Source organism: Glaciibacter kafniensis, assembly GCF_039538945.1.
Taxonomy (GTDB): Bacteria; Actinomycetota; Actinomycetes; order Actinomycetales; family Microbacteriaceae; genus Cryobacterium; species Cryobacterium kafniensis.
Genome location: NZ_BAABCN010000002.1, coordinates 1,029,560 through 1,056,344, shown reverse-complemented (window position 1 = coordinate 1,056,344; position 26,785 = coordinate 1,029,560). Strand labels below are relative to the sequence as shown.

The following is a 26,785-nucleotide window of genomic DNA, read 5'->3' as shown; positions in this document are numbered from 1 at the left end:
GTGGTGATCGACCGATCACCGCGCAAACCGATTGGCGCAACGTGCGGCTTTGCCGCGTGCGTCGGATAAGGAGAACGGCTCATGGCCGTCGTAACAATCCGCCAGATGCTCGATAGTGGTGTGCACTTCGGGCACCAGACCCGTCGTTGGAACCCGAAGATGAAGCGCTTCATCTTCACCGAGCGCTCGGGCATCTACATCATTGACCTGCAGCAGTCGCTTGCATTCGTCGACAAGGCCTACGACTTCGTCAAGGAGACGGTTGCCCACGGTGGCACCATCCTCTTCGTCGGCACCAAGAAGCAGGCTCAGGAGTCCATCTCCGAGCAGGCAACGCGCGTCGGCCAGCCCTACGTCAACCAGCGCTGGCTCGGTGGCCTCCTCACCAACTTCCAGACCGTGTCGAAGCGTCTCGCTCGCATGAAGGAACTGGAAGAGCTGGACTTCGAAGACACCGCGAAGAGCGGTTTCACGAAGAAGGAACTGCTCATCAAGAAGCGCGAGCTCGTCAAGCTTCACAAGAGCCTCGGCGGAATCCGCAACCTCACGAAGACGCCGTCGGCGCTGTGGGTTGTCGACACCAACAAGGAGCACCTCGCCATCGACGAAGCCAAGAAGCTTGGCATCCCCGTCATCGCGATCCTCGACACCAACTGCGACCCCGATGACGTTCAGTACCCGATCCCGGGCAACGACGACGCCATCCGTTCCGTTGGCCTGCTGACCCGCATCATCGCGGACGCTGCAGCCGAGGGCCTCATCCAGCGTCACCAGAAGCCCGAAGAAGGTGCAGAGGTTGAGCCGCTGGCCGCTTGGGAAGCCGAGCTTCTCCAGACGTCAGAGATCATCGACGCCGACGCCACTCCGGCACAGTCCTCCGCCGAGACCGCCAAGGTCGCCGACGTTGCAGTTGCCGCCGCCGAAGCCGACTTCGTCGAAGGCGAAGTTGCTGCTGTTGTTGCAGAAGACGCTGCAGTTGTTGCAGCAGACGCTGCCGAAGAGACCAAGTAAGGAACCCCCCACATGGCAAGCATCAGCCTCGCTGACGTCAAGGCCCTGCGCGAGCGTCTCGGCACGGGCATGGTCGACACCAAGAACGCCCTCGTCGAAGCCGACGGCGACATGGAGAAGGCCGTCGAAATCCTGCGTCTCAAGGGTGCAAAGGGCAACGCCAAGCGCGCTGACCGTTCCACCTCTGAGGGCCTCGTGGCCGCCAAGGAAATCGGCAACACCGCAACCCTGATCGAGCTCGCTTGCGAGACCGACTTCGTCGCCAAGGGTGACAAGTTCGTCGCGCTGGCCGAGAAGGTTCTTGACGCGGTTGCCGCTGCAGGCGCCACCTCGGTCGAAGAGGGCCTCGCTGCTCCGGCCGGAAGCGTCGACGTCGCAACGCTCATCAACGACGAGGCCGCAATCCTCGGCGAGAAGATCGAACTGCGTCGCGTCGCATCCGTCACGGGTGAGCACTTCGCGATCTACCTGCACAAGACCAGCAAGGACCTGCCCCCGCAGGTCGGCGTTGTTGTCGGCTACTCCGGTGATGACGCTGAGACGGCGCGCAGCGTTGCTCAGCACATCTCGTTCGCGAACCCCGAGTACCTGACCCGCGAAGACGTTCCCGCCGAAGCCGTTGAGGCCGAGCGCAAGATCGTCACCGAGATCTCGAAGAACGAAGGCAAGCCGGAAGCGGCACTGCCCAAGATCGTTGAGGGTCGCGTTCAGGCGTTCTTCAAGCAGGTTGCGCTGCTCGAACAGGACTACGCCAAGGACAACAAGTTGTCAGTGGCCAAGGTTCTCTCCGATGCGGGAGTAACCGTCTCAGGCTTCGCCCGATTCAAGGTCGGCGCTTAAGTCAGACAATGAGGGAGACCGGATAGCGGAAGCGATCCGGTCTCCCTTTTCTGTGCGCGCAAGCGTCCAGTAGCTTTATCACCAGGACACAACGGAAGGACTCCCACGCATGTCAGAAACAGGCCAGGGCCAGACAAACAAGAAGCGCAGGGTTCTCCTCAAGCTGTCCGGCGAGGCATTCGGTGCCGGCGGCCTCGGTGTCAATCCCGACGTCGTCAGTGCACTCGCCCGCGAAATCGCTGAAGCGGCCAAGCAGGTCGAAATCGCGATTGTCGTCGGTGGAGGCAACTTCTTCCGCGGCGCCGAACTGTCGCAGCGCGGAATGGACCGCGGCCGTGCCGACTACATGGGCATGCTCGGCACCGTGATGAACGCCCTCGCGCTGCAGGACTTCCTCGAGCAGGCCGGCGCTGAGACGCGTGTTCAGTCGGCGATCGCCATGACGCAGGTTGCCGAGCCCTACATTCCTCGTCGCGCTGAGCGCCACCTGGAGAAGGGCCGTGTCGTCATTTTCGGCGCCGGCGCCGGACTCCCGTACTTCTCGACCGACACGGTCGCCGCCCAGCGCGCCCTCGAAATTGCCGCCGACATCGTGTTGGTTGCGAAGAACGGTGTCGACGGTGTGTACTCCGACGACCCGCGCACCAACCCCGACGCACACAAGATCGACAAAATCACCTACCAGGACGCCTTGCAGCGTGGACTCAAGGTCGTCGACTCGACGGCTTTCAGCCTCTGCATGGACAACGGGATGCCGATGCAGGTCTTCGGGATGGCGCCGGACGGCAACGTCACCTCTGCCATCCTCGGCGCCGACCTCGGCACCCTCGTCTCCAACTAAGATTAGTGAAGCCCCCACAGAAGGAGTCACCGTGATCACGGATGTTCTGTCCGACGCCACCGCACGCATGAGCAAGGCCCTCGAAGCCGCAAAAGATGACTTCGGGACCGTGCGCACCGGGCGTGCAAACCCTCAGCTGTTCTCCAAGATTCTGGTGAGCTACTACGGCACGCCGACGCCGCTCAATCAGCTTGCCGCTATGCAGAACCAGGAAGCCCGCACGCTTCTGATCACCCCCTACGACAAGGGAGCCCTGCGCGACATCGAGCAGGCCATCCGCGACACCCCGAACCTTGGAGCCAACGTCGGAAACGACGGCGCCGTGATTCGTGCGTCGCTGCCGGAACTCACCCAGGACCGTCGCAAAGAGTTCGTGAAGATCGTGCGCACCAAGGGTGAAGACGCCAAGGTGTCGGTGCGCAACATCCGTCGTAAGGCGAAAGACGAGCTCGACGCGCTGAAGAGTGAAGTCGGCGACGACGAGGTAGCGCGCGCCGAAAAGGAGCTCGAACAGATCACGAAGACGCACGTCGACGCGATCGACGATGCTCTGAAGCGCAAGGAAACCGAACTCCTCGAGATCTAGGGGGGTCATCGTCATGGTGGAGGATCCTCAGGGGGAACGCCCGCATCGGCGTGGCCACGGCGTGAGCCGGGCCGAGTTGCGCGCACAAGTGCGCGCGGCTCGAGCCGATGTGGAGCGTCAGGTGCAGGCCACCCGGGCGCAGCTCGATGCGACAAATGCACGGATTCAAGCCAAGACCGGGCGCAATCTGATTCTGGCGATCCTGATCGGGCTCGCGCTCGGTTTGGTGCTCGTGGTGAGCCTGATCTTCATCAAAGAACTGTTCATGATCTTCGCGATCGTGATCGTTGGTTTCACCGCGTTCGAATTCGCGCAGGCGCTCAGTCACGCCGGACGCACCCTTCCGCGTATACCCGTTGTTCTCGCCGCCGTGTCGGTGGTTCCTGCCGCGTTCTATTGGGATGCGGCCGGGCAATGGCTTGCGACGCTGGGCGGCATTCTACTGATCGGGCTCTGGCGTGTGATTCAGGGCGCCTGGCCGCGCTATCGCGCCCCCGTCAGCGACGTGTTGAAAGACATCGGCGCGGGCTTCCTCGTGCAGATCTATGTCGTTTTTCTCGCGAGTTTCGCGGTACTTCTGACCACTCAGCCGGGCGGACAATGGTGGACTCTCGCGTTCATCCTGCTCGTCATCTCGGCTGACACCGGCGCGTATGTGAGCGGTCTGAACTTCGGCAAACACAAGATGGCGCCGAAGATCAGCCCCAAAAAGACCTGGGAAGGTTTTCTGGGCGCCGTCGTCACCTGCCTGATTGTCGGCGTACTTCTTGCGCTGTTCATGCTCGGCCAGCCGTGGTGGTTCGGCCTCATCTTCGGTGCGGTGATTGTGCTCAGTGCGACCTTCGGCGATCTGGCTGAATCCCTGATCAAGCGCGATCTCGGCATCAAGGACATGAGTTCGTGGCTACCGGGTCACGGGGGATTCCTCGACCGACTCGATTCGATCTTGCCGTCGGCCGCTGCCGCATACGCGCTGTACCTGATCTTCGCCTAGCCGTGTCTGTTTTCGACAAGTCGATCCGGAGTAGGGGAGAATGAGGCCGTGAGTACTACGTTTCCCCGAACCGGCAAGAAGACCCGTGGCTATTCAGTCAGCGAGGTTGAGAAGTTTCTTGCGACCGCACGTGGCGCCTATGACGAGTCTGACGCGACAGCGGCGCTGACCGCTGAGCAGATCAGGGGCATGGCGTTCTCGATGACCAAGAACGGCTATTCGCCCGAACACGTCGATGCGGCCCTCGAGCGTCTCGAGGACGCGTTCGCCGCTCGTGAACGTGCGCAGGCACTGGCGCAGGCCGGAACCCAGGCGTGGGCAGAGAAGGCCCAGGCCGACTCCGAGGTGATTACCGCCCGGTTGCGTCGTGACGCAGGGCACCGTTTCTCCCGCGTCAGTTTTCTGAGCCTCGGCTACAACCGGGCGGATGTCGACAGGTTCGCCGGTCGCGTCGTGAAGTACTTCGACAACGACTTTCCGCTCACCGTCGACGACGTTCGTGGAGCGGTCTTTCGCCCGCAGCGCGGGGGCTACCGCGAGGTTCAGGTCGACGCTGTGCTCGATGGCGTCGTCGAAGTGATGTTGGCCGTTCGCTGACGCGCGCAGTGAATTCTCGCTCTGACCCTCAAACTGGGCTATGGTCGGTAACCGATGGGTAGTTTCAGGAACGCAATAGAGCCAGTAGCGGTCACCAAACCGGCGAAGGCCGTGATGCACAGACCCTTCTCCCGGAGCCACGCCTCCCTCTTCGTCTTCGCGTTCACCGCGGCATCCGCCTTCGTGCTGGTCAATGTGGTCGACCCGTACTCCGGTGCGACAGCGTCACCGTACTTTCAGGCTGTCGGCGAGCGATTTGGCGGCCAGGACGAGCAGAGCATGTTCGTCGCGAGCGGGTTCACCAACACCATTACCCGCGACACATTCACGTACACCGCCGCTCCGCCGCCGCCGCCCCCGCCTCCTGTCGAGGCGGCCAAGACCTTCAGCGCGCCCACAGCGGCAATTCCCGACCCCGGGTCGGCTCAGGCCTATGCGGCAGGTGCCGTCGCTTCACGCGGCTGGGGTGACGATCAGTTCAACTGCCTGGTGTCTCTCTGGAGTCGCGAGTCAGGATGGCGCGTCAACGCTGCGAATAGCTCAAGCGGTGCGTACGGAATTCCGCAGGCCCTGCCCGGGTCGAAGATGGCCTCGGCCGGATCCGACTGGGAGACGAACGCGGCAACCCAGATCGAATGGGGCCTCGGCTACATCAGCGGGCGTTACGGCAGCCCCTGTGGCGCGTGGGCACACTCTGAGGATGCCGGCTGGTACTAGTCGCACGCCGCGCGCGAGCGGGCGAGCGCTGACGCACCGTTTAGACTGGTGTGATGCCGCGCAGTAACCGACCTCGGGGCCGCAAACCCGGAAGCGGCGACGCGGTCGAACCAGACCTGTCGACTCTGCTGTCCGGATGGCGCCACACCGAATCGAAGCGTGACGGCGAATGGAATGTGCAACCCGTTCCCGCAGCCAAGGCCCTGAAGGTGTACCTCTGCCCGGGCTGCAGCCTGGAGATCGCGACCGGCCGCGAGCACCTCGTCGCCTGGCGCGCCGACGGTGTGACCGGCGATGCAGCCGATCTTGCCGCACGCCGACACTGGCACACACACTGCTGGCGACTCAAGTAGCGCCGCTGACGAGAAGGAGCACAGATGGGTTCCCACCCAGTCGAGATCCGCGGCGGCATGGAGCTTCCTGCTGTCCGTGAGCAGATCGAATTGCACACGAAAGACGGGCTGACCCTCGTCGGCGAACTGGCCACCCCGGTGGATCGTTCCCCGGTCGCCACCCTCGTCACCCTGCATCCGTTGCCCACCCACGGCGGATTCATGGACTCCCACATTCTGCGCAAGGCCGCCGCCCGGCTCCCCGCCCTCGCCGACCTGGCCGTGCTTCGGTTCAACACCCGCGGGACTCAGTCTCCGCGTGGCGTCAGCGACGGTGAGTTTGGCGAGGGAATCACCGAACGCGCCGATGTCGCCGCAGCAATGGCCTTCGTCGCGGAGCGCCAGCTACCAAACCCCTGGCTCGTCGGCTGGTCATTCGGCACGGAGCTCGCAGTCAAATACGGCCTCGAGCACCCCATCGTCGGTGCGATCCTGCTGTCGCCTCCGCTGCACAGAGCCACGGATGCCGACTTGGCCGCCTGGTCGGGCAACTCGCGTCGCTTGATCGCCGTGATCCCTGAACATGACGACTACCTGCGCCCTGACGAAGCGGTCTCGCGTTTCGCCGGGGTGCCGAACGCACAGCTGATTGCCGTTGACGGCGGAAAACATCTCTGGGTGGGGGAGACCCAGTCGCGGCGCATCCTCGATGAGATCGTGGCGCAGGTCAACCCGGCGGCGGCTCCACTCCCCACCGAATGGATCGCCGACTAGAGTCCAGGCGGGCTCAGAGGCGAGCTGTCACTGACCAGGCTGTCACACAGACCAGGTTGTCCAGAACCATCTCGTCTGAGGGTCAGAGCTCGTTCTGGCGAGGGATGACCACCTGCTTGATGATCATCAACACCGAGGCAGCGACCGGGATCGCCACGAGTGCGCCCAGCAGCCCGAGCAGGCTTCCGCCGGCCAGAGCGGCAATCACCACGACCGCGCCGGGAACAGCGACTGCGCGATTCATGATGTTCGGGCTCAAAACGTATGCCTCGACCTGCATGTAGATGAGGTAGTAGATCGCGGCGACAAACGCAGTGAGGGTCGAGCTGCCGATTCCGGGGATCAGGCAGGTCAACACGATGATCACCGACCCGGTGATGGTGCCGACCAGTGGGATCAGCGAGAGCAGGAAGGCGATAGCCGCGAGCAGGGCAGGGAACGGGGCACCGATGATGGAGAGGAAGATGAAGCTCAATACGCCGTTGCAGGCGGCGAGAGCGGCCTGTCCCACCACGTAGCGACCGACCGCCGTGGTGATCTGTTCACTGAGGTCGGCGAAGCGTGCGCGCTTGGACGCCGGCACAAGCTGGTAGCTGGCGCGCTTGATGTTGTGCAGCGATGCCGTGAAGTACAACGTGAGAATCAGAATGATCAGGCCGCCGAAGAGTCCGCTCACCAGGGCAAAACCAGACTGCACGACGGCCGAGGTGATCGTGGTGAGATTTCCACCGAGATAGTCGGTCACCGACGTGATGATCTTGTCGACGTCAAGGCCGGGAAATTGATTCTTCAGATCGTCGATCAACGTGGAGGTATTGATGCCGTCGATGAGCTGAGGGATGATCTTTGCCAGTTTGGAGACCTGGTCGACCACGATCGGCACGATCGCGAGGATGATTCCGGTCAGCACGGCCACGACGCCAAGCAGCACGGTCAGGATTGCCGCCCAGCGGGGGAATTTCTTCTTTTCCAGCCAAGACACCGCGGGATCGAGACCGAGCGACAGAAAAAGTGCCGCACCGATATAGATGATGATTGTCTGCAGTGTGATCACCGAGGAGATGATCAGCAAACCGACTCCCACGCCGAGCGTACCGATCAATCCCAAGCGAAAAGCGTTGTTGATCTTCATCGCCTCAACCCCCTCTGTCGTGGCCATGCCACCTGGTGCCAGTCCTGACTGCCGATGCTACTCGTCGTCGGCGGTGATTCTCTCCGCCTGCGTGAGGACGCCACGGAGGCTCTCGAAGTAACCGGCGACGGCATCCCGCTCGACCCTGATCTGGGCGAGACGGGATTCGGCATCGGATACCAGCCCGCGGGTGCGTTCCTCAGTCTCGCGAATCAGCTCGCGCGCTTTGTCCTCGGCCTCGTGAACAATGCGCTCGGCGTTGTCATCGGCCTGCTTCTTCTGAGCTTTGGCTTCCTCACGGGCAACCGAATCGAGTTGCTCGTTCAGCGCGCGCAGCTCGGTGGTGCGGTTCGTGGTCTCACTCAGCTGGTTCGTCGCGTCGGCCTGGAACTTCTGCGTCTGGGCAACGGCCTCCTGGTGACGGGCCAGGAGTTCCTTCTCAGCCTCATCTCTGCGGGCCTTGAGCTCGACCTCGAGGTCGGCGCGCGTCTGTTCGATCTCACGCTTCTGGCGAGCCGCCTCATGCTCTCCGCGCTTGCGGGCAGCGGTCAGGTGGTTCTCCAGATCAATGCGCGCCTGCTCGCTTTCGGCGTCGAAGTCGGCACGTGCCTGCTCGGTGCTGCGGGCCAGGTCGGCGGCAGACTGCTGAATCTCAGCGGCGAGGTCGGCACGGGCGAGCTCGATCTCATGGGCGACGGCGGCGCGCTTGCGGTCGAGCTCACGGGACAGGTCGGTGTGCGCCTGGTCGCTCTCGACAGCGAGATCAGCCCTGGCCTGCTCGATTTCGCGCGCGAGGTCGGTGCGGGCCTGTTCGATCTCGGCGTCGAGATCGGCGCGTGCCGTCTCGCTCTCCTGAGCGATCAGGAGCCGTGCTGCGGCGGTCTCCTTGGCCAGGTCGACACGCGTCTGTTCGGTTTCGGTGGCCAGGTCGATGCGAGCCTGTTCAGTTTCACGGGCAAGATCGGCACGCTGCTGGTCGAGTTCATGTGCAACTTCGGCGCGTGTCAGTTCGGTTTCGCTGGTCAGGCCGGCTGCGATCTCACGGGCTTCGGTTGCCTCACGCTGGGCGACGACACGCACTTCGGCGGCCTCACGATCAGCTTCGGAGCGGATGGCCGCGACTTCGCGCTTGACGGTCGCGCGCAACTCGGCAACCTCCGTCGCAACGGCGCCACGGGCAAATGCAGCCTCGTGGGCGGCATCCTGAGTGATCAACTCGCGCTCCTCCTCGGCGCGAGCGACGAAGTCGTCTGCCTCGGCACGAGCATCTTCGAGGATGCGCCGGGCCTTCACCGCGGCATCGGACAGCGTGCGCTCGGCGTGCTCAGTCGCATCACGGCGGAGCGTGAAAACTTCGGCATCGACCGCTGCGCGCAGCTTGTCGGCGTCTATGTCGGCTTGCGCGATGACGCGCGTCGACTGCTCTTCGGCCACGCGGAGCGTGTTCTCCAGCTTGGTGCCCAGGCCGGAGAAGGTGGGGCTGCCCACCTCTTCGATCTCCGCGTTGAGCTCCTCGATGCGCTGGGACAGTCGCTTGACCTCTTTGGCTGCCTCGGTACTCTGCGCATTCGACTGAATCAGGTCGCGTCGCAGGCCTTGAATTGCCTTGTCGACTTCGTCCTTGTCATAGCCGCGAAAGGCCTGAGTGAAATCACCCTCGTCGGTCGCCACTGTGTTCTCCTTACATCAAGCCCGATCAACGCGAGCCTTGCAATTTTAGCCTGACGCACAGACTGATTCGTGCGCCTGGCTCAGGCTACTATTAGGCGGCACTCAGGGAGATCCAGTAACGTGATCGGTCTGTGTCTGTTGTCATTCGGGCCCGAACAGGGGAGCGCGTGCAGGTCTCGCGATCTCGAACTGGCAACACAGGAGGGTTTTCGTGCGTTTTGTTTTTGCCATCGTGGCATTTGTTCTCGCAGCAGTGATGATTGTGCTGGGCATCGCCCAGAGGACGGTCTTTCTCGAACCTGCGTTCACCAGTCTCTCCGCAACGGTACCCGACGACGCTCGCTATGTCGTCGTCGATTCCAAGGCGCTCACCGCACACGACGGGTCACAGACGGTGACGGTCAGTGGCTCTGGTCCCATTTTCGTGGCCTATGGCCGCAGCGCGGATGTTCAGGCCTGGGTCGGTGACGCTCGCTTCGCCGCGGTCACACTCAAGAAGGGTGCCGACACGCTCTCGGCACGTGTCGAGAAAGCAGCTGACGCCGGCGCGACAAGCGCACCTGAAGCCACCCCGGCCGTTGGCCTGCCGACGAACCCCGCCGGCTCAGACCTGTGGCTCGAAGAGTTCACGGGCAAAGGGTCGCTCACCACAACGATCAACGTGCCAGAGGACATTTCGATGATCGTCGCTTCGGACGGCACCGCCCCCGCACCGACGAAGATCAGTGTCTCCTGGCCCACCAACAACGCCACACCCTGGGCCGGTCCTCTCATCGTGGGCGGCGCGCTTCTCGCGCTGATCGGATTGGTGCTCTACCTGTGGGCGCTGCTTCACCTGCGCCGCTCCCGCGGACCCCGTCGAAACCTCCCGCGCGGCCCGCGCATGCCGAAGCTGCCGCGTGCCCCGCGCCCGAAGATGATCAAGGCCAGTGAGATCACCGGGCAACGCCGTTCCATCGCGCGCTCCCTGGGCGCCGTCGTTCCGGTCGTGCTCGTGTCTGGCCTCGTGCTCACCGGTTGCTCACCTGACTTCTGGCCGGCCCCTGCTCCGTCGTCGTCGTCGGTGTCCGCAACTCCGACACCTGATGCCACCCTCACCCCAGACGCCGCCGCAGATGTTCCGCCGCCGGCCGTCACTGTGCCTCAGCTTGAACAGATCGTGAGGCACATCTCTCAGGTCGCGACTGAGGCTGATGCCAATCTCGATGTCGACGCGATCGCGACCCGGTTCACCGGTCCTGCACTTGAGCAGCGGCTGGCCAATTATGCGATTCGCGCGAAAATCGCGGATTTTGCGGCGGCCATCTCAATTCCTGACTCCGAGTTCGAGCTCACCCTGCCCCAGCAGTCGGCCGGCTGGCCACGCACGGTGATGACCGTCGTCAAGGTGAAGACCGATCCGAGTGTCGCCCCGACAGCGCTCGTGCTCACCCAAGATTCGGCTCGAGCCAATTACCTCGTCGACTATGCCGTGCAGCTGGAGCCCGGCGCTCCAGTGCCCGAAGTTGCCCCGGCCACGATCGGTGCGCCGATCATCAAGCCCGATATCAAGCTGTTGGTTCTGCCGCCTGACCAGATCGCTGCCGCCTATTCCGACATTCTCTCGAACGGTGAAGCGAGTTCGTTCTACTCTCTGTTCGAGGCGGACGGCGACTCGTTCCGCGCCCAGATCGCACAGGATCAGCAGGCGAAGAAGTCGGGATTGCCGACCACCGCGTCGATCGAATTCGGGGCTGCTCCCGGCCCCGGCCCTGCCATTGCCCTCGGCACCATTGACTCGGGTGGCATTGTCGCGATCAACGTGAACGAGACCGAAACGGTGAAGCCGGTGGATGCCGGCGCCACGGTGAGTCCGTCTGGCGCCAGTGCGGCGCTCTCCGGCGTCACAGCAACGGCCAAGGGAATTCAAAGCACCTACGGCGACCAGCTACTGTTCCACGTTCCCGCCGCCGGCTCGAACGAAAAAATCGTCCTCCTGGGATTCGCCCAGGGTCTGATCTCATCTGCGGAGCTCCCATGACCACCGTTCCCCCTTCTGGAGTAAACCTGCGTGGAGCGGTCGACCTGTCGTCGCTCGTCAACCGGCCGGCCCCTGCGGCGGCCGGTGCGCCCGGTGTCGCTGGTGCGGCCGGAGTGCCGGCCGGCACAGTCATTCCGGTGCCCAGCCTGGTGCTCGAAGGCACCGACGCGAACTTCGGGGAGCTTCTGGAGCTCTCGAAGATCGTGCCGGTCATTGTTGACCTCTGGGCTGAGTGGTGCGAACCCTGCAAGACGCTCACCCCTGTGCTGGAAAAGCTGATCGCCGAGTTCGGCGGACGCCTCGTTTTGGCCACCGTCGACGTCGACTCCAACCCGCAGCTGTCACAGGCTTTTGCGGCTCAGTCGATCCCCACCGTCGCAGCAGTGATCGGTGGTCAGCCGGTGCAGCTCTTCTCCGGCGCCGTGCCAGAGGCACAGGTGCGTGAGGTGTTCGAACGAGTGCTGGAGCTCGCGGCGTCGAACGGGGTCACCGGAAGCGCAGCGGCAGCGGATGCCGATGCGGCCGTCGCTGACGCGACTCCCGTCGAGCCTGTCGAGGTGCCGCTTCCGCCGCACCACCAGGCCGCCTACGACGCGATCGAACGAGGGGACTACCCTGCGGCAATTGCCGAGTACAAGGCGGCTCTGGCCAGCGACCCCCGCGACACCATGGCCGTTGCCGGGCTCGCCCAGGTCAGCCTGCTCGACCGGTTGACGGGCAAAACCATCCAGGCCATCCGCTCGGAGGCGGCCGCTGCACCCGACGATGTCGAGGCTCAGCTGCTCGTCGCCGATCTTGACCTGTCGGGCGGGCACATCGACGATGCGTTCGATCGTCTGCTCACACTCTTTCCGAAGCAAGACGCCGCCGGAAAGAACCTCATTCGTCAGCGCCTGCTCGAGCTGTTCGAGGTCGTCGGACTCGACGACCCCCGGGTGCCTCCGGCGCGCGCGCGTCTCGCGGCGCTGCTCTACTAGTCGCGGCGATCGAGCCTGACGAGCTGCCGCAGAGTCGGTGGTCGAGCTTGTCGAGACCTCCGCCGGCCGACCTGTGGTCGTGCCCCGCGCTCGGGGTGTCTCGCCGAGCTTGACCGTTCCGGTCGAGTTTGCCCGGCGCACCAGGGTATCTCGACCGGAATGGTCAAACTCGGCGGGGTCGGCTCAGCGCACCAGCCGAAGCCAGAGACCGCCGAGCGGCGGCAGGGTGAGGGTCGCGGATGCGGGGCGACCGGCCCAGGATTCGGTCACGGCCTCGACCTGGCCCAGGTTTCCGACCCCTGACCCGCCGTATTCGGCCGCATCGGTGTTGAGAATCTCCGACCACACGCCCGCGAACGGCAAGCCCACCCGATAGTCGGTGTGCGGGGCGCCGGAGAAGTTGAACAGGCAGGCGATCGGGTTGCCCTGATCGTCCCAGCGCAGGAACGACACCACGTTGTCGGCTGCGGCGCCGCCGTCGAGCCATTCAAAACCGGCCGCGTCATTGTCGAGCGCCCAGAGCGCCCGGTTCTCCCGGTAGCTGCGGTTCAACTGGCCGACCAGGGTGAACAGCCCGCGGTGGTCCGGCTGATCGAGCATCCACCAGTCGAGGCCGCGCTGCTCGCTCCACTCGGAGCGCTGCCCGAATTCCTGGCCCATGAAGAGCAGTTGCTTGCCCGGGTGCGCCCACATGAAGGCGAGGTACACGCGCACATTCGCCAGCTGTTGCCAGGAGTCACCCGGCATCTTCGACACGAGTGCGCCTTTGCCGTGCACGACCTCGTCATGGCTGATCGGCAACAGAAAGTTCTCACTGAACGCATACGCGAACGAGAAGGTGATGTCGTTGTGGTGGTACGAGCGGTAGAGCGGATCGACCTGCATGTACTGCAGGGAGTCGTGCATCCAGCCCATATTCCATTTGAGACCGAAGCCGAGCCCGCCGGTCACCGTCGGCGCCGTGACGCCGCCCCAGCTGGTTGACTCCTCGGCAATCAAAACGACGCCGGGGTTACGCTTATAGGCCGTCGCCGTCACCTCTTGGAGCAGGGCGATCGCCTCGAGATTCTCCCGCCCGCCGTACTGGTTCGGTTCCCATTGGCCGTCTTCACGCGAGTAGTCGAGATAGAGCATCGAGGCGACGGCGTCGACCCGCAGCCCATCGATGTGAAACTCCTCGAGCCAGTAGAGGGCGTTGGCGACCAGGAAGTTGCGCACCTGCGGCTGACCGAAATCGAAGACATAGGTGCCCCAGTCCATCTGCTCACCGCGGCGCGGATCGGCATGCTCGTAGAGCGCCTGCCCGTCGAACCTGGCCAGGGCGAATTCGTCTTTCGGAAAGTGACCAGGCACCCAATCCATGATCACGCCGATCCCGGCCTGGTGCAGCCGGTCGATCAGGTAGCGCAGGTCGTCGGGGTGCCCGAATCTGCTCGTCGGCGCGAAGTAGCCGGTGACCTGGTAGCCCCACGACGGGCCATACGGATGCTCGGCGAGGGGCATGAACTCGACGTGTGTGTAGGCGAGTTCATGCAGGTAGCCGATCAGCTCATCCGCGAGATCGCGGTAGCCGAGTCCGGGCCGCCACGAGCCGACGTGCATCTCGTAGACGCTCATTGGCTGGCTGTGCGGATCGGTGCCGCGGCGGGCGGACATCCACTCGTCGTCGGCCCAGCTGTAGCGGCTCTGCCCGATCACCGACGCGGTCTTCGGCGGGACCTCGGTGTAGCGGGCGAGCGGGTCGGCCTTGGTGACCCAGTGGCCGGCCTGGGTGAGCAGCTCGAACTTGTAGGCAGCCCCGGGGACAGCTCCCGGAACGAACAGCTCCCAGACGCCCGTGCTGCCCATATTGCGCATGGCATGACCGACACCGTTCCAGCCGTTGAAATCGCTCACGATGCGCACGGCTTTCGCGTGCGGGGCCCAGACGGCAAACGCGGTGCCGCTCGTCTGGCCGAGCACCCCGGCATGATCTCGGAAGTGGGCGCCGAGTACCTCCCAGAGATGTTCGTGACGGCCCTCACCGATGAGGTGCAGGTCGAGTTCGCCGAGCGTGGGAAGGTAGCGGTACGGGTCGTCGACCCGCCATTCAGACGCATCCGCGTAGTGGGCTTCGATCTCGTAGTCGAGCAGCCCGATCGTTGACACGCCCTGCCAGATGCCGTTGTGCAGGTGCACGAGTTCCACGCGGGCACCGGTCGACAGGATCGCAACGACCTCGGTGGCGAGCGGCCGCAGGGCACGGATGATCGTGAGACGGTCGCTCACGCCTGGCACGCTCACGAGGTGCTGACCGAGCACCGCGTGCGGGTCGTGGTAGCGGCCGGCGGCGACGGCGTTCAGAACTTCTTCGGCGATCTCGGGAAGCTCGAACACCTGGTCGGGAAGACGGCGGCTCATGCGGGAAGCCCCTTTCGCAGCGGGGTGACGTGCAGGATGTGCACGGGTTCGGTGAACGCGTCGAGGCGCACATAGTTGTCGGCCGACCAGGTCCAGACGCTGCCGGTGATCAGGTCGCGCACCTCGAAGGCCTCGCCGACCGGAATGCCGAATCGGGTCACGTCGAGGTGCACGACGCTTTCACGTACCGAGTGCGGGTCGACGTTGGCGACGATGATGAGAGCGTCGTCCTGACCGGTTTCGGTGAACTTTCCGGCCAGGAATTTGCTGAACACGAGAATCGCGCTGTCGTCGCTGTCGTGAATGTGGAGGTTGCGCAGCTGGCGAAGCGCCGGATGTGCGGCACGGATGCGATTGAGCTGGGTCAGAAACGGAGCCAGCGACTTGCCGCGCCGCTCGGCCTGCTCGAAGGCACGGGGCCGGTACTCGTACTTCTCGCTGTCGATGTTCTCTTCGGCGCCGGGCCTGGCCACGCTCTCGAAGAGCTCGAATCCGGCGTACACGCCCCAGGTGGGTGACGCTGTCGCGGCGAGCGCGGCGCGAATGGTGAATGCGGCCGGGCCGCCGAACTGCAGGTACTCGGTGAGGATGTCTGGGGTGTTGACGAACAGATTCGGGCGCAGGTAGTCGGCTGTGTCATGAGCCAACGCATCGAGGAACTCCGCGAGTTCGTCTTTCGTGTTGCGCCAGGTGAAGTAGGTGTACGACTGTGAGAAGCCCACCTTGGCCAGAGCCTGAAGCAGGGCGGGCCGGGTGAACGCCTCGGCCAGAAAGACGACATCCGGGCTCTCGGCGTTCACGGTTGCGATCAGCCACTCCCAGAAATCGAGCGGCTTCGTGTGCGGGTTATCGACCCGGAAGATGGTGACGCCCAGGCTGATCCAGTGGCGCAGGATGCGCAGCGCCTCGTTGCGGATGCCGATGGGGTCGTTGTCGAAGTTGATCGGGTAGATGTCTTGATACTTCTTCGGCGGGTTCTCGGCGTAGGCGATGGTGCCATCGGGCAGGGTCGTGAACCACTCGGGATGGTCGGCCACCCAGGGATGGTCGGGTGAGGCCTGGAGCGCGAAATCGAGGGCGATCTCAATGCCCACCGACCGGGCTTCGGCGAGAAACGCCGCAAAGTCTGCCTCGGTGCCGAGATCGGGGTGGATGGCGTCGTGACCGCCGTCGGCCGAACCGATTGCCCAGGGGGAGCCGGGGTCATGCTCGCCCGCGGTCAGGGTGTTGTTCGGGCCCTTGCGAAACGCGTGTCCGATCGGGTGGATCGGCGGCAGGTAGACCACGTCGAAGCCCATCTCGGCCACCTCGGCGAGCCGCCCGCTCGCTGAGGCAAAGGTGCCGCTCTGCCAGGAACCGTCGGGGCGTCGGACGGCTCCTTCGGAGCGCGGAAAGAACTCGTACCAGGCGCCGACCCCTGCACGGGTGCGTTCGACCCGCACCGTCCGCGTGCCGGAGAGGGTGTCGAGTCGGGTGACCGGCCGCGCATCCAGTGCCGCACGCACCTCCTCGTCATCAAGCACCGCCAGGCGCGTCCCGACGGGCAGGTCTGGGTTGCCGAGCGTCTCGGCGGCTGCGGCGAGCAGGGCGCATTCCACGGGACCGCGTTCGGATTGCCGGGCTGCCTCGATACAGACCTCCGCACCGAGCGTGAACATCAGCTCGACATCGACGCCGGCAGCAATCTTGATGGCCGCATTGTGGGCCCACGTGGCGAACAGGTCGGCGTAACCGTGCACCTGGTACTGCCAGAGGCCTTGCGTGGCAAGCTGCACCTGCGCTTCGTAGCGGTCGGTGCCCTCAGCGACCAGGCGCATCGGATGCCGGGACACGGTGCCGTCTGGCGCGGTGAGGAGCAGAACGACACCGATGGCGTCGTGACCTTCGCGAAACGCGGTGACCTGAAAGGGCACGACCTCCCCGGCGAACGCCTTGGCCGGCCACAGATCGTCGTTCAGCTGCGGTGAGAGATCAAGTAGCGGGATGCGGCCGACGCGTGGCACCACATCCGCACGCTCCGGTGCGTCCTGCTGCGCAATGCGCTCTGTCTTGCTGACGGCTGGTTTCTTCGCTCGCGTGGCCACATCTCGACCGTAGCGCGAAACCGAAGCATTCAACCCACGGGCTGTAACCCGATCGACACCGTACGCATCCGACACGCTACACATTCGACACATTGCGCCCGTAGGGTGGAGCCGTGAAGGCGATCCGCAAGTTTATAGTCCGTGCAGTTCTGCCCCCGGCGCTGGCTGCGCTCGAAGAGTTGGCCGGCAATCTGCGGTGGTCGTGGCATGAACCGACCCGGCAGCTGTTTGAGCACATTTCTCCGGATGTCTGGCGCGAGGTGGGGCATGATCCAACGGCCCTGCTCGGCGGCGTCGATCCGGCCCGCCTTGAAGAGCTCGCCGGTGATGCCGACTATGTGGCCGGCGTGGCTGCGTTGCGGGACGACCTGCGCGCCTACCTGGACAACCCGCGGTGGTACCAGCAGCTGGAGGGGGAGAAGCCGGCGTCGATCGCCTACTTCTCGCCCGAGTTCGGGATCGCCGCCGCGCTTCCGCAATACTCGGGCGGCCTCGGCATTCTGGCCGGTGACCATCTGAAGAGCGCCTCAGACCTCGGGGTGCCGCTGATCGGCGTCGGCCTGTTCTACCGGGCCGGCTACTTCAGTCAAGCGATCTCCGCCGATGGCTGGCAGTTGGAAAGCTACCCGCTGCTCGATCCGGACGGCCTGCCGCTTTCGGTGGCGCGGCGTCCCGACGGCTCAGCCGTGCCTGTAACGCTCGCCCTGCCGGACAACCGCACCCTGCATGCCAGAATCTGGCAGGCGCAGGTGGGGCGCATCACCCTGCTGCTGCTGGACACCGACATCCCCGAAAACGACGACGACCTGCGTCAGGTCACCGATCGGCTCTACGGCGGGAGCGGTGAGCACCGGCTGCTGCAGGAGCTGCTGCTGGGCATCGGCGGGGCACGCGCGGTCAGACGCTGGATTGAGCTGTCGGGGCATCCGGAGCCCGAAGTGTTCCACACCAACGAGGGGCACGCGGGCTTCCTCGGCCTCGAACGCATCTCGAGCCTGGTCGGCGAGGGGCTGAGTTTTCAGGAGGCGCTCCAGGTGGCGCGGGCCGGCACCGTCTTCACCACCCACACCCCGGTCGCCGCGGGGATCGACCGGTTTCCTGTGCCCCTGATCCGCCGGTACTTCGAAACAGATCTGCTGCCCGGAGTGAACGTCGACGATCTGCTCGCCCTCGGCGCTGAGACGGCCGACGGGGCACCAGACGTGTTCAACATGGCGCTGATGGGTTTGCGTCTCGGACAACACGCCAACGGCGTCTCCCGCCTGCACGGCGAGGTGAGCCGGCGCATGTTCAAGGGACTGTGGCCGGGCTTCGACGAGTCTGAGGTGCCGATCGACTCGATCACCAACGGCGTGCACGCGCCCACCTGGACCGACCCGGCGCTTCTCGCGCTGGCTGAGAGCCGGTTGGGAACCAGCAATACGTCGACGGCCGACTGGGCTTCCGCCGCCGTCTCGGATCAGGATCTCTGGACGGTTCGGTCGACCATGCGCCGTGCCTTCGTCGACGATGTGCGGCTGCGACTGGCCGCCGCGTGGCGTGAACAGAATCCCGGCGGCATCGTGCCGACCTGGCTGGGCCAAGTCTTCGACCCTGAGGTGCTGACGATCGGGTTCGCCCGCCGAGTGCCGACCTACAAGCGACTCACCCTGATGTTGCACGACCCCGAACGCTTGCGCGCGTTGCTGACGCACCCGGAGCATCCGATTCAGATCGTGATCGCCGGCAAATCGCATCCGGCCGACGACGAGGGAAAACGGTTGATTCAGCGGATCGTGCAGTTCGCCGCCGACCCGGCGGTGCGCGGACGGATCGCATTTCTTCCCGACTACAACATCGCGATGGCGCAGCTGATGTACCCCGGCACCGACGTCTGGTTGAACAATCCGCTGCGCCCGCTCGAAGCCTGCGGCACGTCGGGCATGAAGGCGGCGCTGAACGGAGCGTTGAACCTGTCGATCCTCGACGGCTGGTGGCCCGAATACTACGACGGCAAGAACGGCTGGGCGATTCCCTCAGCGGATGCCGCCGGCGACTCGGCCGAGCGGGACCGCCTGGAGGCCGAAGCACTCTACGACCTCATCGAGCACCAGGTGGCGCCGCCGTTCTACGACCGCGGTGCCGACGGGGTGCCGACTCGGTGGGTGGCCGCCATCCGTCACACCCTGGACGGTCTGTCGCCGGAGCTCTCCGCAGACCGGATGGTGCGGGAATACGTGGAGAAGCTGTACCGGCCCGCCGCTCGGTCAGAGGCGAGACTGTCGCGTGACGGCTACCGGGCGGCGCGCGAGCTGGCCGCGTGGAAGCAGCGTGTGAGTGCCGCCTGGCCCGGTGTGGTGGTCAGTCATGTGGAATCGGGCGGAGTGGCCGCTGTGCCGCAGGTGGGCGACGAGTTGCACCTGCGCGCCCATGTGCAGCTGAACGGGCTGCAGCCCACGGATGTCACGGTGCAGGTCGTCTATGGCCGGAGCCAACTGGGCGACGAGCTGAGTGACACCCACACGGCCGATTTGACGATGGCGCGCGGCGCCGACCCGGATGCCGCCCCCGATGCGGTGACCGGAAACGGACCGTTCCTGTTCACCGGCACGGTTCTGCTGAACAGTGCAGGGGGCTTCGGCTATACCGTGCGCGTGCTTCCGCGCCACGACCTGCTGGTATCTCCGGCCGAGATGGGCCTGGTGGCCGTCGCGAGCTGACCGGGCGCCCGCGTCTCACTCTCGGGGGAGCACTCACTCTCGGGGGAGTTCCCTCGGCACCGCGATGACGTCGACGAGGGCTCCGTTGCGCCACAGGGTGATCTCGATCGGGCGGTCGATGGCATCTTCGACCATCAGGCGTTGCACCGCGGTGGTTGTGACGATGCGCTGGCGATCGAGTTCGACCACAATGTCACCCGGATGGATGCCGGCAGCCTCGGCCGGGCTGGCCGCCGACACTCCGGCGACCTGAAGTCCGGTCGGTGAGCCGATTCGGGCGGCCAATTCGGGGCTGAGCACGATCTCGGCGCCCGCGATGCCCAGCCAGGCTCGGCGCACGCGGCCGGACGTCATCAGGGTGTCGATGATTCCCTTCGTCGTCGCATTGATGGGGACGGCGAGTCCCAGGCCGATTCCGGCGACCGCGGTGTTGACGCCGATCATGCGTCCCGTGCCATCGGCCAGGACCCCGCCACTGTTGCCGGGATTGAGCGAGGCGTCAGTCTGGATGACCTCGTCGATCACCCGACCGGATGCGGTCGGGAGCGACCGGCCGAGCGCCGACACAATCCCCGCCGTCACACTGCCGGCAAGTCCCAGGGGATTGCCGAGAGCAACAACGAGCTGACCCACCCGGAGGGTAGCGGCGTCGCCCAACTCGACGGGCGGGGGACAGCCACCGCGTGCGAGCAGAACGGCGAGATCCGACAGAGAGTCACGGCCCACCACATCGGCATCGCGCTGGGTGCCGTCGGCAAACGAGACAACTGCCTGCCGTGCTCCGGCGACGACGTGAGCACTGGTGAGCAGAAACCCGTCGTCAGTGATCACACTGGCGCTCCCCGCGCCGATCCCGCGAGCGGTCTGCACAGCGAGGCTCGCGACGCTGGGGAGCAGCAGCTCAGTCACACGCACGACGGTTCGCGAGTAGGCGTCGAGCGCCTCGTCTTCGGCCATGCTCCAATTCTCGTCACGTCTGAGCGAATCGCGCCCCGCGTTCGCCCGCAGCAGAGCCTCGGTTCAGCGTGCGATCGCCGCGAAGGTGCCGTTCGTCGCCCCTGCCAGATCGGCGGGCGTCAGTTCGATGTCGAAGCCGCGTCGCCCGCCCGAGACGAACACCGTCTCCGACAGCTCGGCCGTCTCGTCGATGACCGTGGTGAGCGGGGTCTTCTGGCCGATCGGGCTGATCCCGCCGACGACATAGCCGCTCTTGCGTTCAGCGAGCTTCGGGTCGGCCATCACCGCCTTCTTCGCACCGACGGCGTGCGCCAGGGCTTTGAGGTCGAGTAGGCCCGTCACCGGAACGATGCCGACCACGAGCATCCCATCGGCGTCGGCCAACAGCGTCTTGAACACCCGGTCGGGATCCAGCCCAAGCTTCTCGGCGGCTTCGAGACCGAAGTTCGTCGCCGCCGGATCGTGTTCGTAGAGGTGGGGCACGAAAGCGATGCCTGCCCTCGTCAGCGCGACGGTGGCCGGTGTGCCGGCTCCAACATCCGTTTTCTTAGCCACTGGTCGTCGCGTTCGCTCGGAAGAGTTGCATGGAGGTGCCGGCCACGATCAGCGTGGTACCCGGCGCGAGCACGCCCGGCTTCGGTGAACGCGGCTGGTCGGAGTGCGCGCCGCGGGACTCGGGCTCCACCGTGTCGCGGTTCGAATCCCAGAGCGCGGTGTACGACGCGACGCCCTCATGCGCGGGAAGGGTGACGGTGACGTCTTGTTCGAGGGAATGCACGACGAGCAAAACCCGGTTGAAGGCCTCGTGCTCCGGGGTGCTTGCGACCAGGTATTGCAGGGTGCGCTGGCTGGGCGAGTTCCAGTCGTCTTCAGACATCGACCCACCGTCGGCGTCATACCAGTCCATCTGGCTGGCACTGGGCACACTCTCACCGGGCCGCCCATAGCGGGAGGGCCGCAGGGCCGGGTTCTCGCGGCGCAGTTGCAGCAGGCGCCGGGTGACGCGGTGCAGATCGTGCTGCCAGTCATCCCTGTTCCAGCTGAGCCAGGTGAGCTCGCTGTCATGGCAGTAGGCGTTGTTGTTACCGCGCTGGCTACGCCCGAACTCATCGCCGGCCGTCAGCATCGGCACTCCGGCTGAGAGCAGCAGTGTGCCCAGCAGGTTGCGCATCGCTTTGCGACGGGTGCGCAGGATGCCCACATCCTCGGTCGGGCCCTCGACACCATGGTTGAACGAGTTGTTGCTGTCGGTACCGTCACGGTTCGACTCGCCGTTTCCGACATTGTGCTTGACGTCGTAGCTGGTCAGATCGGCGAGGGTGAAGCCGTCGTGGGCGGTGATGAAGTTGAGGGAGGCCAGGGGGCCGCGATCGATCGAGAACGTGTTCGAGGAGCCGGCGAGCCGGGTGGCGAAGCGCCCGATGCCGCTCCCCGCGGAGCCCGTTGCGCGGGCAGCCGCGATGTCGCGCAACCAGAAGTCACGCATCCGATCACGGTAGCGGTCGTTCCACTCTGTCCAGCCCTGCGGAAAGTTGCCGGTCTGCCAGCCGCCGGGGCCGACATCCCACGGCTCGGCGATCAGTTTCACCCCGGCGAGCGCAGGGTCATCGCGGATCGCGGCGAGGAGGGGATGGTGCGGATCGTAACTGCCGTCACCGTCACCACCGGCGGAGCCACGACCGAGCGTGGTGGCGAGATCGAACCGAAAGCCGTCGATCTGCACCTCGTTGGCCCAATAGCGCAGGGAGTCGAGTACCAACCGTTGCGGGACGTCATGACCGAAGTCGACGGTGTTGCCGCACCCCGTCACATCCTGATAGGCGCCGGTGTCGTCCTGGCGGTAGTACGCCGAGTTGTCGATTCCACGCAGGCTCGACACCGGGCCGCCGAGGCCCTCCTCTGAGGTGTGGTTGTAGACCACGTCGAGGATGACCTCGAGGCCGGCCTCGTGCAGCAGCTTGACCATGCCCTTGAACTCCCGCAGCACGGCCTCCGGCCCCTCGGCCTGCGCCGCCGCAGTGGCGTACGGCGCATGGGGGGTGAAGAAGTTGAAGGTGTTGTAGCCCCAGTAGTTGACGAGACCCTGTTTGGTCAGACGTTGCTCAGGTACAAACGTCTGAATGGGAAGCAACTCGATCGACGTCACGCCGAGATCTTTCAGATACTCGATCGTGGCCGTATGAGCGAGACCGGCATAGGTGCCGCGCAATTCGGCCGGGACTGCGGGATTGAGCTTGCTGATCCCGCGCACATGCGCCTCGTAGACCACGGTGTGGTCGAGGGGGATCGCCGGCTTGACCGCATCCGCCCAATCGAAACCACCGTCAACCACGACAGAGTGCCGCCGACCGGCACTCAGGCGCGACACCCCGCGGGAGTACGGTTCGACCAGCACCAGCTCGGGATGAAAGGCATGCCGGGGTCCGGTCGGCCCCGATACCCGAATGCCGTAGCGCCGGCCGGGGGAGAGCGTGCGTGTCTTCGCCAGCCAAACGTTGTGGGCATCACGCGTCATCGGAACCGTCTTGACGATCCACTGGGGATCGGTGTCGTCGAAGATGCACAGCTCGATCGCGTCGGCGCTCTCGGACCAGACCCGCAGCTCACCACCGGACGGGGTGAGGCGCACTCCGAGGTTACGCAGGGAATCGGCCGCACTCATGCGTTCTAGAGTAATGAGTGTGAGAGGTGTGAAATGACCGTCTATCTAGACCACGCGGCGACGACACCGATGCTCCCCGCGGCGATTGCCGCATACGCGGAGGCGATGACCGTCGTCGGAAACCCGGCATCGATCCATAGCCAAGGGCAAAACGCGAAACGGATGCTCGAAGAAGCACGCGAGCACGTGGCCGCCAGCGTCGGCTGCGACCCCATCGAAGTGGTGTTCACCGCTGGGGGTACCGAAGCCATCAACCTGGGGATCAAGGGGCTCTATTGGGCCCGCGCACCGCGCACCCGCATCCTCGTGCCGGGGGGCGAACACCACGCCACGCTCGACACCGTCGAATGGCTTGCCGCGCAGGAAGGCGCCCACGTCGAATGGATTCCCCTCGACACACTCGGTCGCATCGACCTGACAGCACTCGAGCAGGCGATTGCCAGCAACCCCAGTGATGTCGCACTCGTCACCCTGCTGATGGCCAACAACGAGGTCGGAACCGTGCAGCCGATCGCTGAGGTTGCGGCGCTCGCCGCGGCCCACGGCATCCCGGTGCACGTTGACGCGGTCTCGGCCTACGGACATCTCCCCATCGACTTTGCGGCGCTCGCCGCAGCCGGTGTCTCGGCGCTCAGCATCTCGGCGCACAAGATCGGAGGTCCCGTCGGAATCGGCGCGTTGATTCTGTCGCGTCGGGCCACGGTTGTTCCGCTCATTCACGGTGGCGGCCAGCAGAGGCAGGTGCGGAGCGGCACTCAGGATGTGGCGGCTGCGGTCTCCTTCGCGGTTGCGGCGGTTGCGGCGACGAAGGATCTGCTCGGCGAGCAGCTGCGCCTTGCCGCGTTGCGTGAACGCCTGGTTGCCGGGGTGCTGGCTTCGATTCCCGGAGCGGTCTCGAACGGCGACCCGCAGCCGGCCGGCCGGATCGCCGGCAACGCACACTTCACCTTTGCCGGGTGCGAGGGAGACTCCCTGCTGTTCCTGCTCGACGCGGCCGGAGTGTCGGTGTCGACCGGATCGGCCTGCCAGGCCGGAATTCCCGAGCCGTCGCATGTGCTCCGGGCGATGGGACGCAGCGAGATCGAGGCCAGGGGAGCGCTGCGGATCACCCTCGGCCGCACGTCGACCGACACCGATGTCGACGCGTTCCTGGCCGCGCTTCCCGCCGCCCACGCGCAGGCATCTCGGGCCGGCTTGGCCGACCGCACGCCGACCTTCTGAGCGCCTGCGCGGAGTTTTCTGGCACCGAGTTTGACACTTCCGGTCGACTTTCCCCGGCGCACCGGGGTACCTCGACCGGAATGGTCAAACTCGGCGAGTGGAGTGCGCGCGGAAAGAGCGCGGGAGAACCGTCGGCCGGGCGCGCGTACACTTAACCGGTGAAGGTTTTAGCAGCAATGAGTGGCGGGGTCGACTCCGCCGTCGCCGCAGCCCGCGCCGTTGAGGCGGGGCACGAGGTCGTCGGCGTACATCTGGCCCTCAGCCGCATGCCCGGAACCCTGCGCACCGGCAGCCGCGGCTGCTGCACCATCGAAGACTCGATGGATGCGCAACGGGCCGCGAACATCATCGGCATCCCGTACTACGTCTGGGACTTCTCCGAGCGCTTCAAGCTCGACGTCGTCGATGACTTCATCGCCGAGTACACCGCCGGCCGCACCCCGAACCCGTGCATGCGCTGCAATGAGCGCATCAAGTTCGCTGCGCTGCTCGAGAAGGCGCTCGCCCTCGGTTTCGATGCCGTGGCGACCGGGCACTACGCCACCATCGTGACCGACTCGAACGGCAACAACGAACTCCACCGCGCCGCCGCCTGGGCGAAAGACCAGTCCTACGTGCTGGGTGTGCTCACCGCAGAGCAGCTCGCGCACTCGATGTTCCCGCTCGGCGCGACGCCGTCGAAGGCCGAGGTGCGGGCCGAAGCTGCCGAGCGCGGCTTCTCGGTGGCGAACAAGCCGGACTCCCACGACATTTGCTTCATTCCGGATGGCGACACCCGCGGTTGGCTCGCCGAGCGCGTCGGCGCCGAACAGGGTGCTGTGCTCGACCGCAACGGTGAGGTGATCGGCAAGCACGAGGGTGCTCACGCGTTCACCGTCGGCCAGCGCAAGGGCATCAGCGTCGGCTTCCCGACCAATGATGGCAAGCCGCGCTTCGTGCTCGAGGTGCGCCCGAAGACCAACGAGGTCATTGTCGGACCGCGCGAAGCCCTCGACATCGCCGAGATCGCCGGCACCAAGTTCACCTGGGCCGGACTCGCTCCGGAGAATCCAGAGGTCGCATTCGACTGCGAGGTGCAGATTCGTGCGCACGCCGACCCGGTTCCGGCCGTTGCACAGGTCGTGTCAACGACCGCGACAACCGGTGTCGAGGGAACGCTCGAGCTGAAGATCACGCCGAACAATCCGCTGAACGGTGTCGCACCCGGGCAGACCGCCGTTGTCTACGTCGGAACACGCGTGCTCGGTCAGTGCACGATCGACCGCACGGTGTCGGCGCTGCCGCTCGAACTGCAGCCTGTCGCGGCGCAGTCGGCCTAGCCCGACGCTGTCGTTCGCATGTGAGCTTTCACAGCTCGCAGACGGGTGGATGATGACGGGTTGAGGTCTAACCTGAGGGCATGAAGCTGGCTATCCACTTCCCAAACTTCAGCTATCCAGGGGCACCTGGCTCGTTGTCGAAACTGATCGCGTCGACGGCACGCGCGGCCGATGATGGCGGCTGTACGACGATGACGCTCATGGACCATTGGTTTCAGATGGAGCGGAGGGCCCCGGCGACCGAGCCGATGCTTGAGGGATACACGACGCTCGGGTTTCTCGCCGGGCAGACGACACGTCTGAAACTCGGCCTGCTGGTAACCGGCGTCACCTATCGTCATCCGGGGCTCCTCGCGAAGATCGTCGCAACGCTCGATGTGCTCTCCGAAGGCCGCGCGTTTCTCGGACTCGGGGCCGCTTGGTATGAACGGGAGCATCTCGCGCTCGGGGTTCCGTTTCCGCCGCTGACCGAACGCTTCGGTCGGTTGGAGGAGGCGATTCAGATCTGTGAGCAGATGTGGAGCGACAACGACGGTCCGTACGACGGTCGCTACTACCAGTTGGCCGAGACGATCTGCAGCCCGCGTCCCCTTCAATCGCCCCGGCCGCCGATCATGATCGGCGGTTCGGGCGAGCAGAAGACGCTGCGGCTCGTTGCCCAGTACGCGGATGCCTGCAATCTGTTCGATCTCGGCCTGGATGCCGTCGTGCACAAGCTCGAGGTGATCGATCGGCATTGTGCCGATCTGAACCGTGACCCGGCGGAGATCACGCGCACGATGCTGTCGTTCTTCGATCCGCTCGCCGACGTCGATGGATTCCTCATGTTGATGGAGGCGTATGCCGCGGTGGGAATCGGCCAGGTCTGGTTGTCACCGCGCGGCGACGATCCGGCCGGCTATGTGGCGCGGGTCACCGAGCTGGTTGTGCCGCGCCTGTCAGTGATCTGAG

At 65.1% G+C, this 26,785-nt stretch carries 22 protein-coding genes; 15 read left to right on the top strand and 7 right to left on the bottom strand.

The window, feature by feature from the left end; all coding sequences use genetic code 11:
- Window positions 1-81: 81 nt before the first annotated feature.
- The 9 genes from rpsB to ABD791_RS05415 all read left to right on the top strand — a co-directional run bounded on the left by rpsB (window position 82) and on the right by ABD791_RS05415 (window position 6,692).
- Window positions 82-1,011: a 30S ribosomal protein S2 gene (gene rpsB / locus ABD791_RS05455; RefSeq protein ID WP_345063108.1), complete on the top strand. Its 930-nt coding sequence runs from the start codon at window positions 82-84 to the stop codon at window positions 1,009-1,011.
- Window positions 1,012-1,023: 12 nt separating this feature from the next.
- Window positions 1,024-1,851: a translation elongation factor Ts gene (gene tsf / locus ABD791_RS05450; protein ID WP_345063106.1), complete on the top strand. Its 828-nt coding sequence runs from the start codon at window positions 1,024-1,026 to the stop codon at window positions 1,849-1,851.
- A 109-nt stretch (window positions 1,852-1,960) separates the two neighbouring features.
- Window positions 1,961-2,692, top strand: coding sequence for a UMP kinase (gene pyrH / locus ABD791_RS05445; RefSeq protein ID WP_345063103.1), 732 nt, complete (start codon window positions 1,961-1,963; stop codon window positions 2,690-2,692).
- Between the two features lie 31 nt (window positions 2,693-2,723).
- Entirely contained in the window at window positions 2,724-3,278 is a 555-nt protein-coding gene (gene frr, locus ABD791_RS05440) for a ribosome recycling factor (RefSeq protein ID WP_345063100.1), read from the top strand.
- A 13-nt stretch (window positions 3,279-3,291) separates the two neighbouring features.
- Complete coding sequence (locus ABD791_RS05435; RefSeq protein ID WP_345063097.1) at window positions 3,292-4,272, top strand: phosphatidate cytidylyltransferase; 981 nt, start codon at window positions 3,292-3,294, stop codon at window positions 4,270-4,272.
- A 48-nt stretch (window positions 4,273-4,320) separates the two neighbouring features.
- On the top strand, window positions 4,321-4,869 hold the full coding sequence (locus tag ABD791_RS05430; RefSeq protein ID WP_345063094.1) for a DivIVA domain-containing protein: 549 nt from the start codon (window positions 4,321-4,323) through the stop codon (window positions 4,867-4,869).
- A gap of 114 nt (window positions 4,870-4,983) precedes the next feature.
- A complete protein-coding gene (locus tag ABD791_RS05425; protein ID WP_345063091.1) occupies window positions 4,984-5,586 on the top strand; it encodes an aggregation-promoting factor C-terminal-like domain-containing protein in 603 nt (200 codons plus the stop codon).
- 53 nt (window positions 5,587-5,639) lie between these two features.
- Window positions 5,640-5,939 (top strand): hypothetical protein, encoded by a 300-nt coding sequence (locus ABD791_RS05420; protein WP_345063088.1) that lies wholly within the window; start codon window positions 5,640-5,642, stop codon window positions 5,937-5,939.
- Window positions 5,940-5,963: 24 nt separating this feature from the next.
- Window positions 5,964-6,692 carry an alpha/beta hydrolase gene (locus ABD791_RS05415; protein WP_345063085.1) on the top strand — a complete coding sequence of 243 codons (729 nt, stop codon included), beginning with the start codon at window positions 5,964-5,966 and terminating at the stop codon, window positions 6,690-6,692.
- Window positions 6,693-6,774: 82 nt separating this feature from the next.
- Here ABD791_RS05415 and ABD791_RS05410 read toward each other — a convergent pair whose 3' ends face one another.
- Together ABD791_RS05410 and ABD791_RS05405 are read right to left on the bottom strand one after the other, a co-directional pair.
- Window positions 6,775-7,824: an AI-2E family transporter gene (locus ABD791_RS05410; protein ID WP_345064508.1), complete on the bottom strand. Its 1,050-nt coding sequence runs from the start codon at window positions 7,822-7,824 to the stop codon at window positions 6,775-6,777.
- 57 nt (window positions 7,825-7,881) lie between these two features.
- Complete coding sequence (locus ABD791_RS05405) at window positions 7,882-9,495, bottom strand: coiled-coil domain-containing protein (protein ID WP_345063082.1); 1,614 nt, start codon at window positions 9,493-9,495, stop codon at window positions 7,882-7,884.
- A 211-nt stretch (window positions 9,496-9,706) separates the two neighbouring features.
- Between ABD791_RS05405 and ABD791_RS05400 the strand changes: the two genes are divergently transcribed.
- Both ABD791_RS05400 and ABD791_RS05395 read left to right on the top strand, forming a co-directional pair.
- On the top strand, window positions 9,707-11,515 hold the full coding sequence (locus tag ABD791_RS05400) for a DUF8094 domain-containing protein (protein WP_345063079.1): 1,809 nt from the start codon (window positions 9,707-9,709) through the stop codon (window positions 11,513-11,515).
- Window positions 11,512-12,492 (top strand): tetratricopeptide repeat protein, encoded by a 981-nt coding sequence (locus tag ABD791_RS05395; RefSeq protein WP_345063076.1) that lies wholly within the window; start codon window positions 11,512-11,514, stop codon window positions 12,490-12,492. Before ABD791_RS05400 ends, ABD791_RS05395 begins: the two co-directional genes overlap by 4 nt.
- 183 nt (window positions 12,493-12,675) lie before the next feature.
- On the opposite strand, the gene glgB is transcribed toward ABD791_RS05395, so the two are convergent.
- Both glgB and ABD791_RS05385 read right to left on the bottom strand, forming a co-directional pair.
- On the bottom strand, window positions 12,676-14,892 hold the full coding sequence (gene glgB, locus ABD791_RS05390; RefSeq protein WP_345063073.1) for a 1,4-alpha-glucan branching protein GlgB: 2,217 nt from the start codon (window positions 14,890-14,892) through the stop codon (window positions 12,676-12,678).
- The gene (locus ABD791_RS05385; RefSeq protein ID WP_345063070.1) at window positions 14,889-16,976 is read right to left on the bottom strand and encodes an alpha-1,4-glucan--maltose-1-phosphate maltosyltransferase; all 2,088 of its coding nucleotides are present in this window, start codon (window positions 16,974-16,976) and stop codon (window positions 14,889-14,891) included. The genes glgB and ABD791_RS05385 overlap by 4 nt, the downstream gene beginning before the upstream one ends.
- A 113-nt stretch (window positions 16,977-17,089) precedes the next feature.
- Between ABD791_RS05385 and glgP the strand changes: the two genes are divergently transcribed.
- Window positions 17,090-19,675 (top strand): alpha-glucan family phosphorylase, encoded by a 2,586-nt coding sequence (gene glgP / locus ABD791_RS05380; RefSeq protein WP_345063067.1) that lies wholly within the window; start codon window positions 17,090-17,092, stop codon window positions 19,673-19,675.
- A gap of 33 nt (window positions 19,676-19,708) precedes the next feature.
- On the opposite strand, the gene ABD791_RS05375 is transcribed toward glgP, so the two are convergent.
- From ABD791_RS05375 to glgX, 3 genes are all read right to left on the bottom strand, one after another.
- Window positions 19,709-20,632 carry a S1C family serine protease gene (locus ABD791_RS05375; RefSeq protein ID WP_345063065.1) on the bottom strand — a complete coding sequence of 308 codons (924 nt, stop codon included), beginning with the start codon at window positions 20,630-20,632 and terminating at the stop codon, window positions 19,709-19,711.
- A gap of 63 nt (window positions 20,633-20,695) precedes the next feature.
- Entirely contained in the window at window positions 20,696-21,187 is a 492-nt protein-coding gene (ybaK, locus tag ABD791_RS05370; RefSeq protein ID WP_345063062.1) for a Cys-tRNA(Pro) deacylase, read from the bottom strand.
- The gene (gene glgX / locus ABD791_RS05365; protein ID WP_345063059.1) at window positions 21,180-23,294 is read right to left on the bottom strand and encodes a glycogen debranching protein GlgX; all 2,115 of its coding nucleotides are present in this window, start codon (window positions 23,292-23,294) and stop codon (window positions 21,180-21,182) included. Before glgX ends, ybaK begins: the two co-directional genes overlap by 8 nt.
- Before the next feature lie 33 nt (window positions 23,295-23,327).
- Here glgX and ABD791_RS05360 point away from each other — a divergent pair, with 33 nt between their 5' ends.
- From ABD791_RS05360 to ABD791_RS05350, 3 genes are all read left to right on the top strand, one after another.
- Complete coding sequence (locus ABD791_RS05360; RefSeq protein WP_345063056.1) at window positions 23,328-24,515, top strand: cysteine desulfurase family protein; 1,188 nt, start codon at window positions 23,328-23,330, stop codon at window positions 24,513-24,515.
- 158 nt (window positions 24,516-24,673) lie between these two features.
- On the top strand, window positions 24,674-25,834 hold the full coding sequence (mnmA, locus tag ABD791_RS05355) for a tRNA 2-thiouridine(34) synthase MnmA (protein WP_345063054.1): 1,161 nt from the start codon (window positions 24,674-24,676) through the stop codon (window positions 25,832-25,834).
- An 80-nt stretch (window positions 25,835-25,914) separates the two neighbouring features.
- Complete coding sequence (locus ABD791_RS05350) at window positions 25,915-26,784, top strand: LLM class F420-dependent oxidoreductase (protein ID WP_345063051.1); 870 nt, start codon at window positions 25,915-25,917, stop codon at window positions 26,782-26,784.
- Window position 26,785 lies beyond the last annotated feature (1 nt).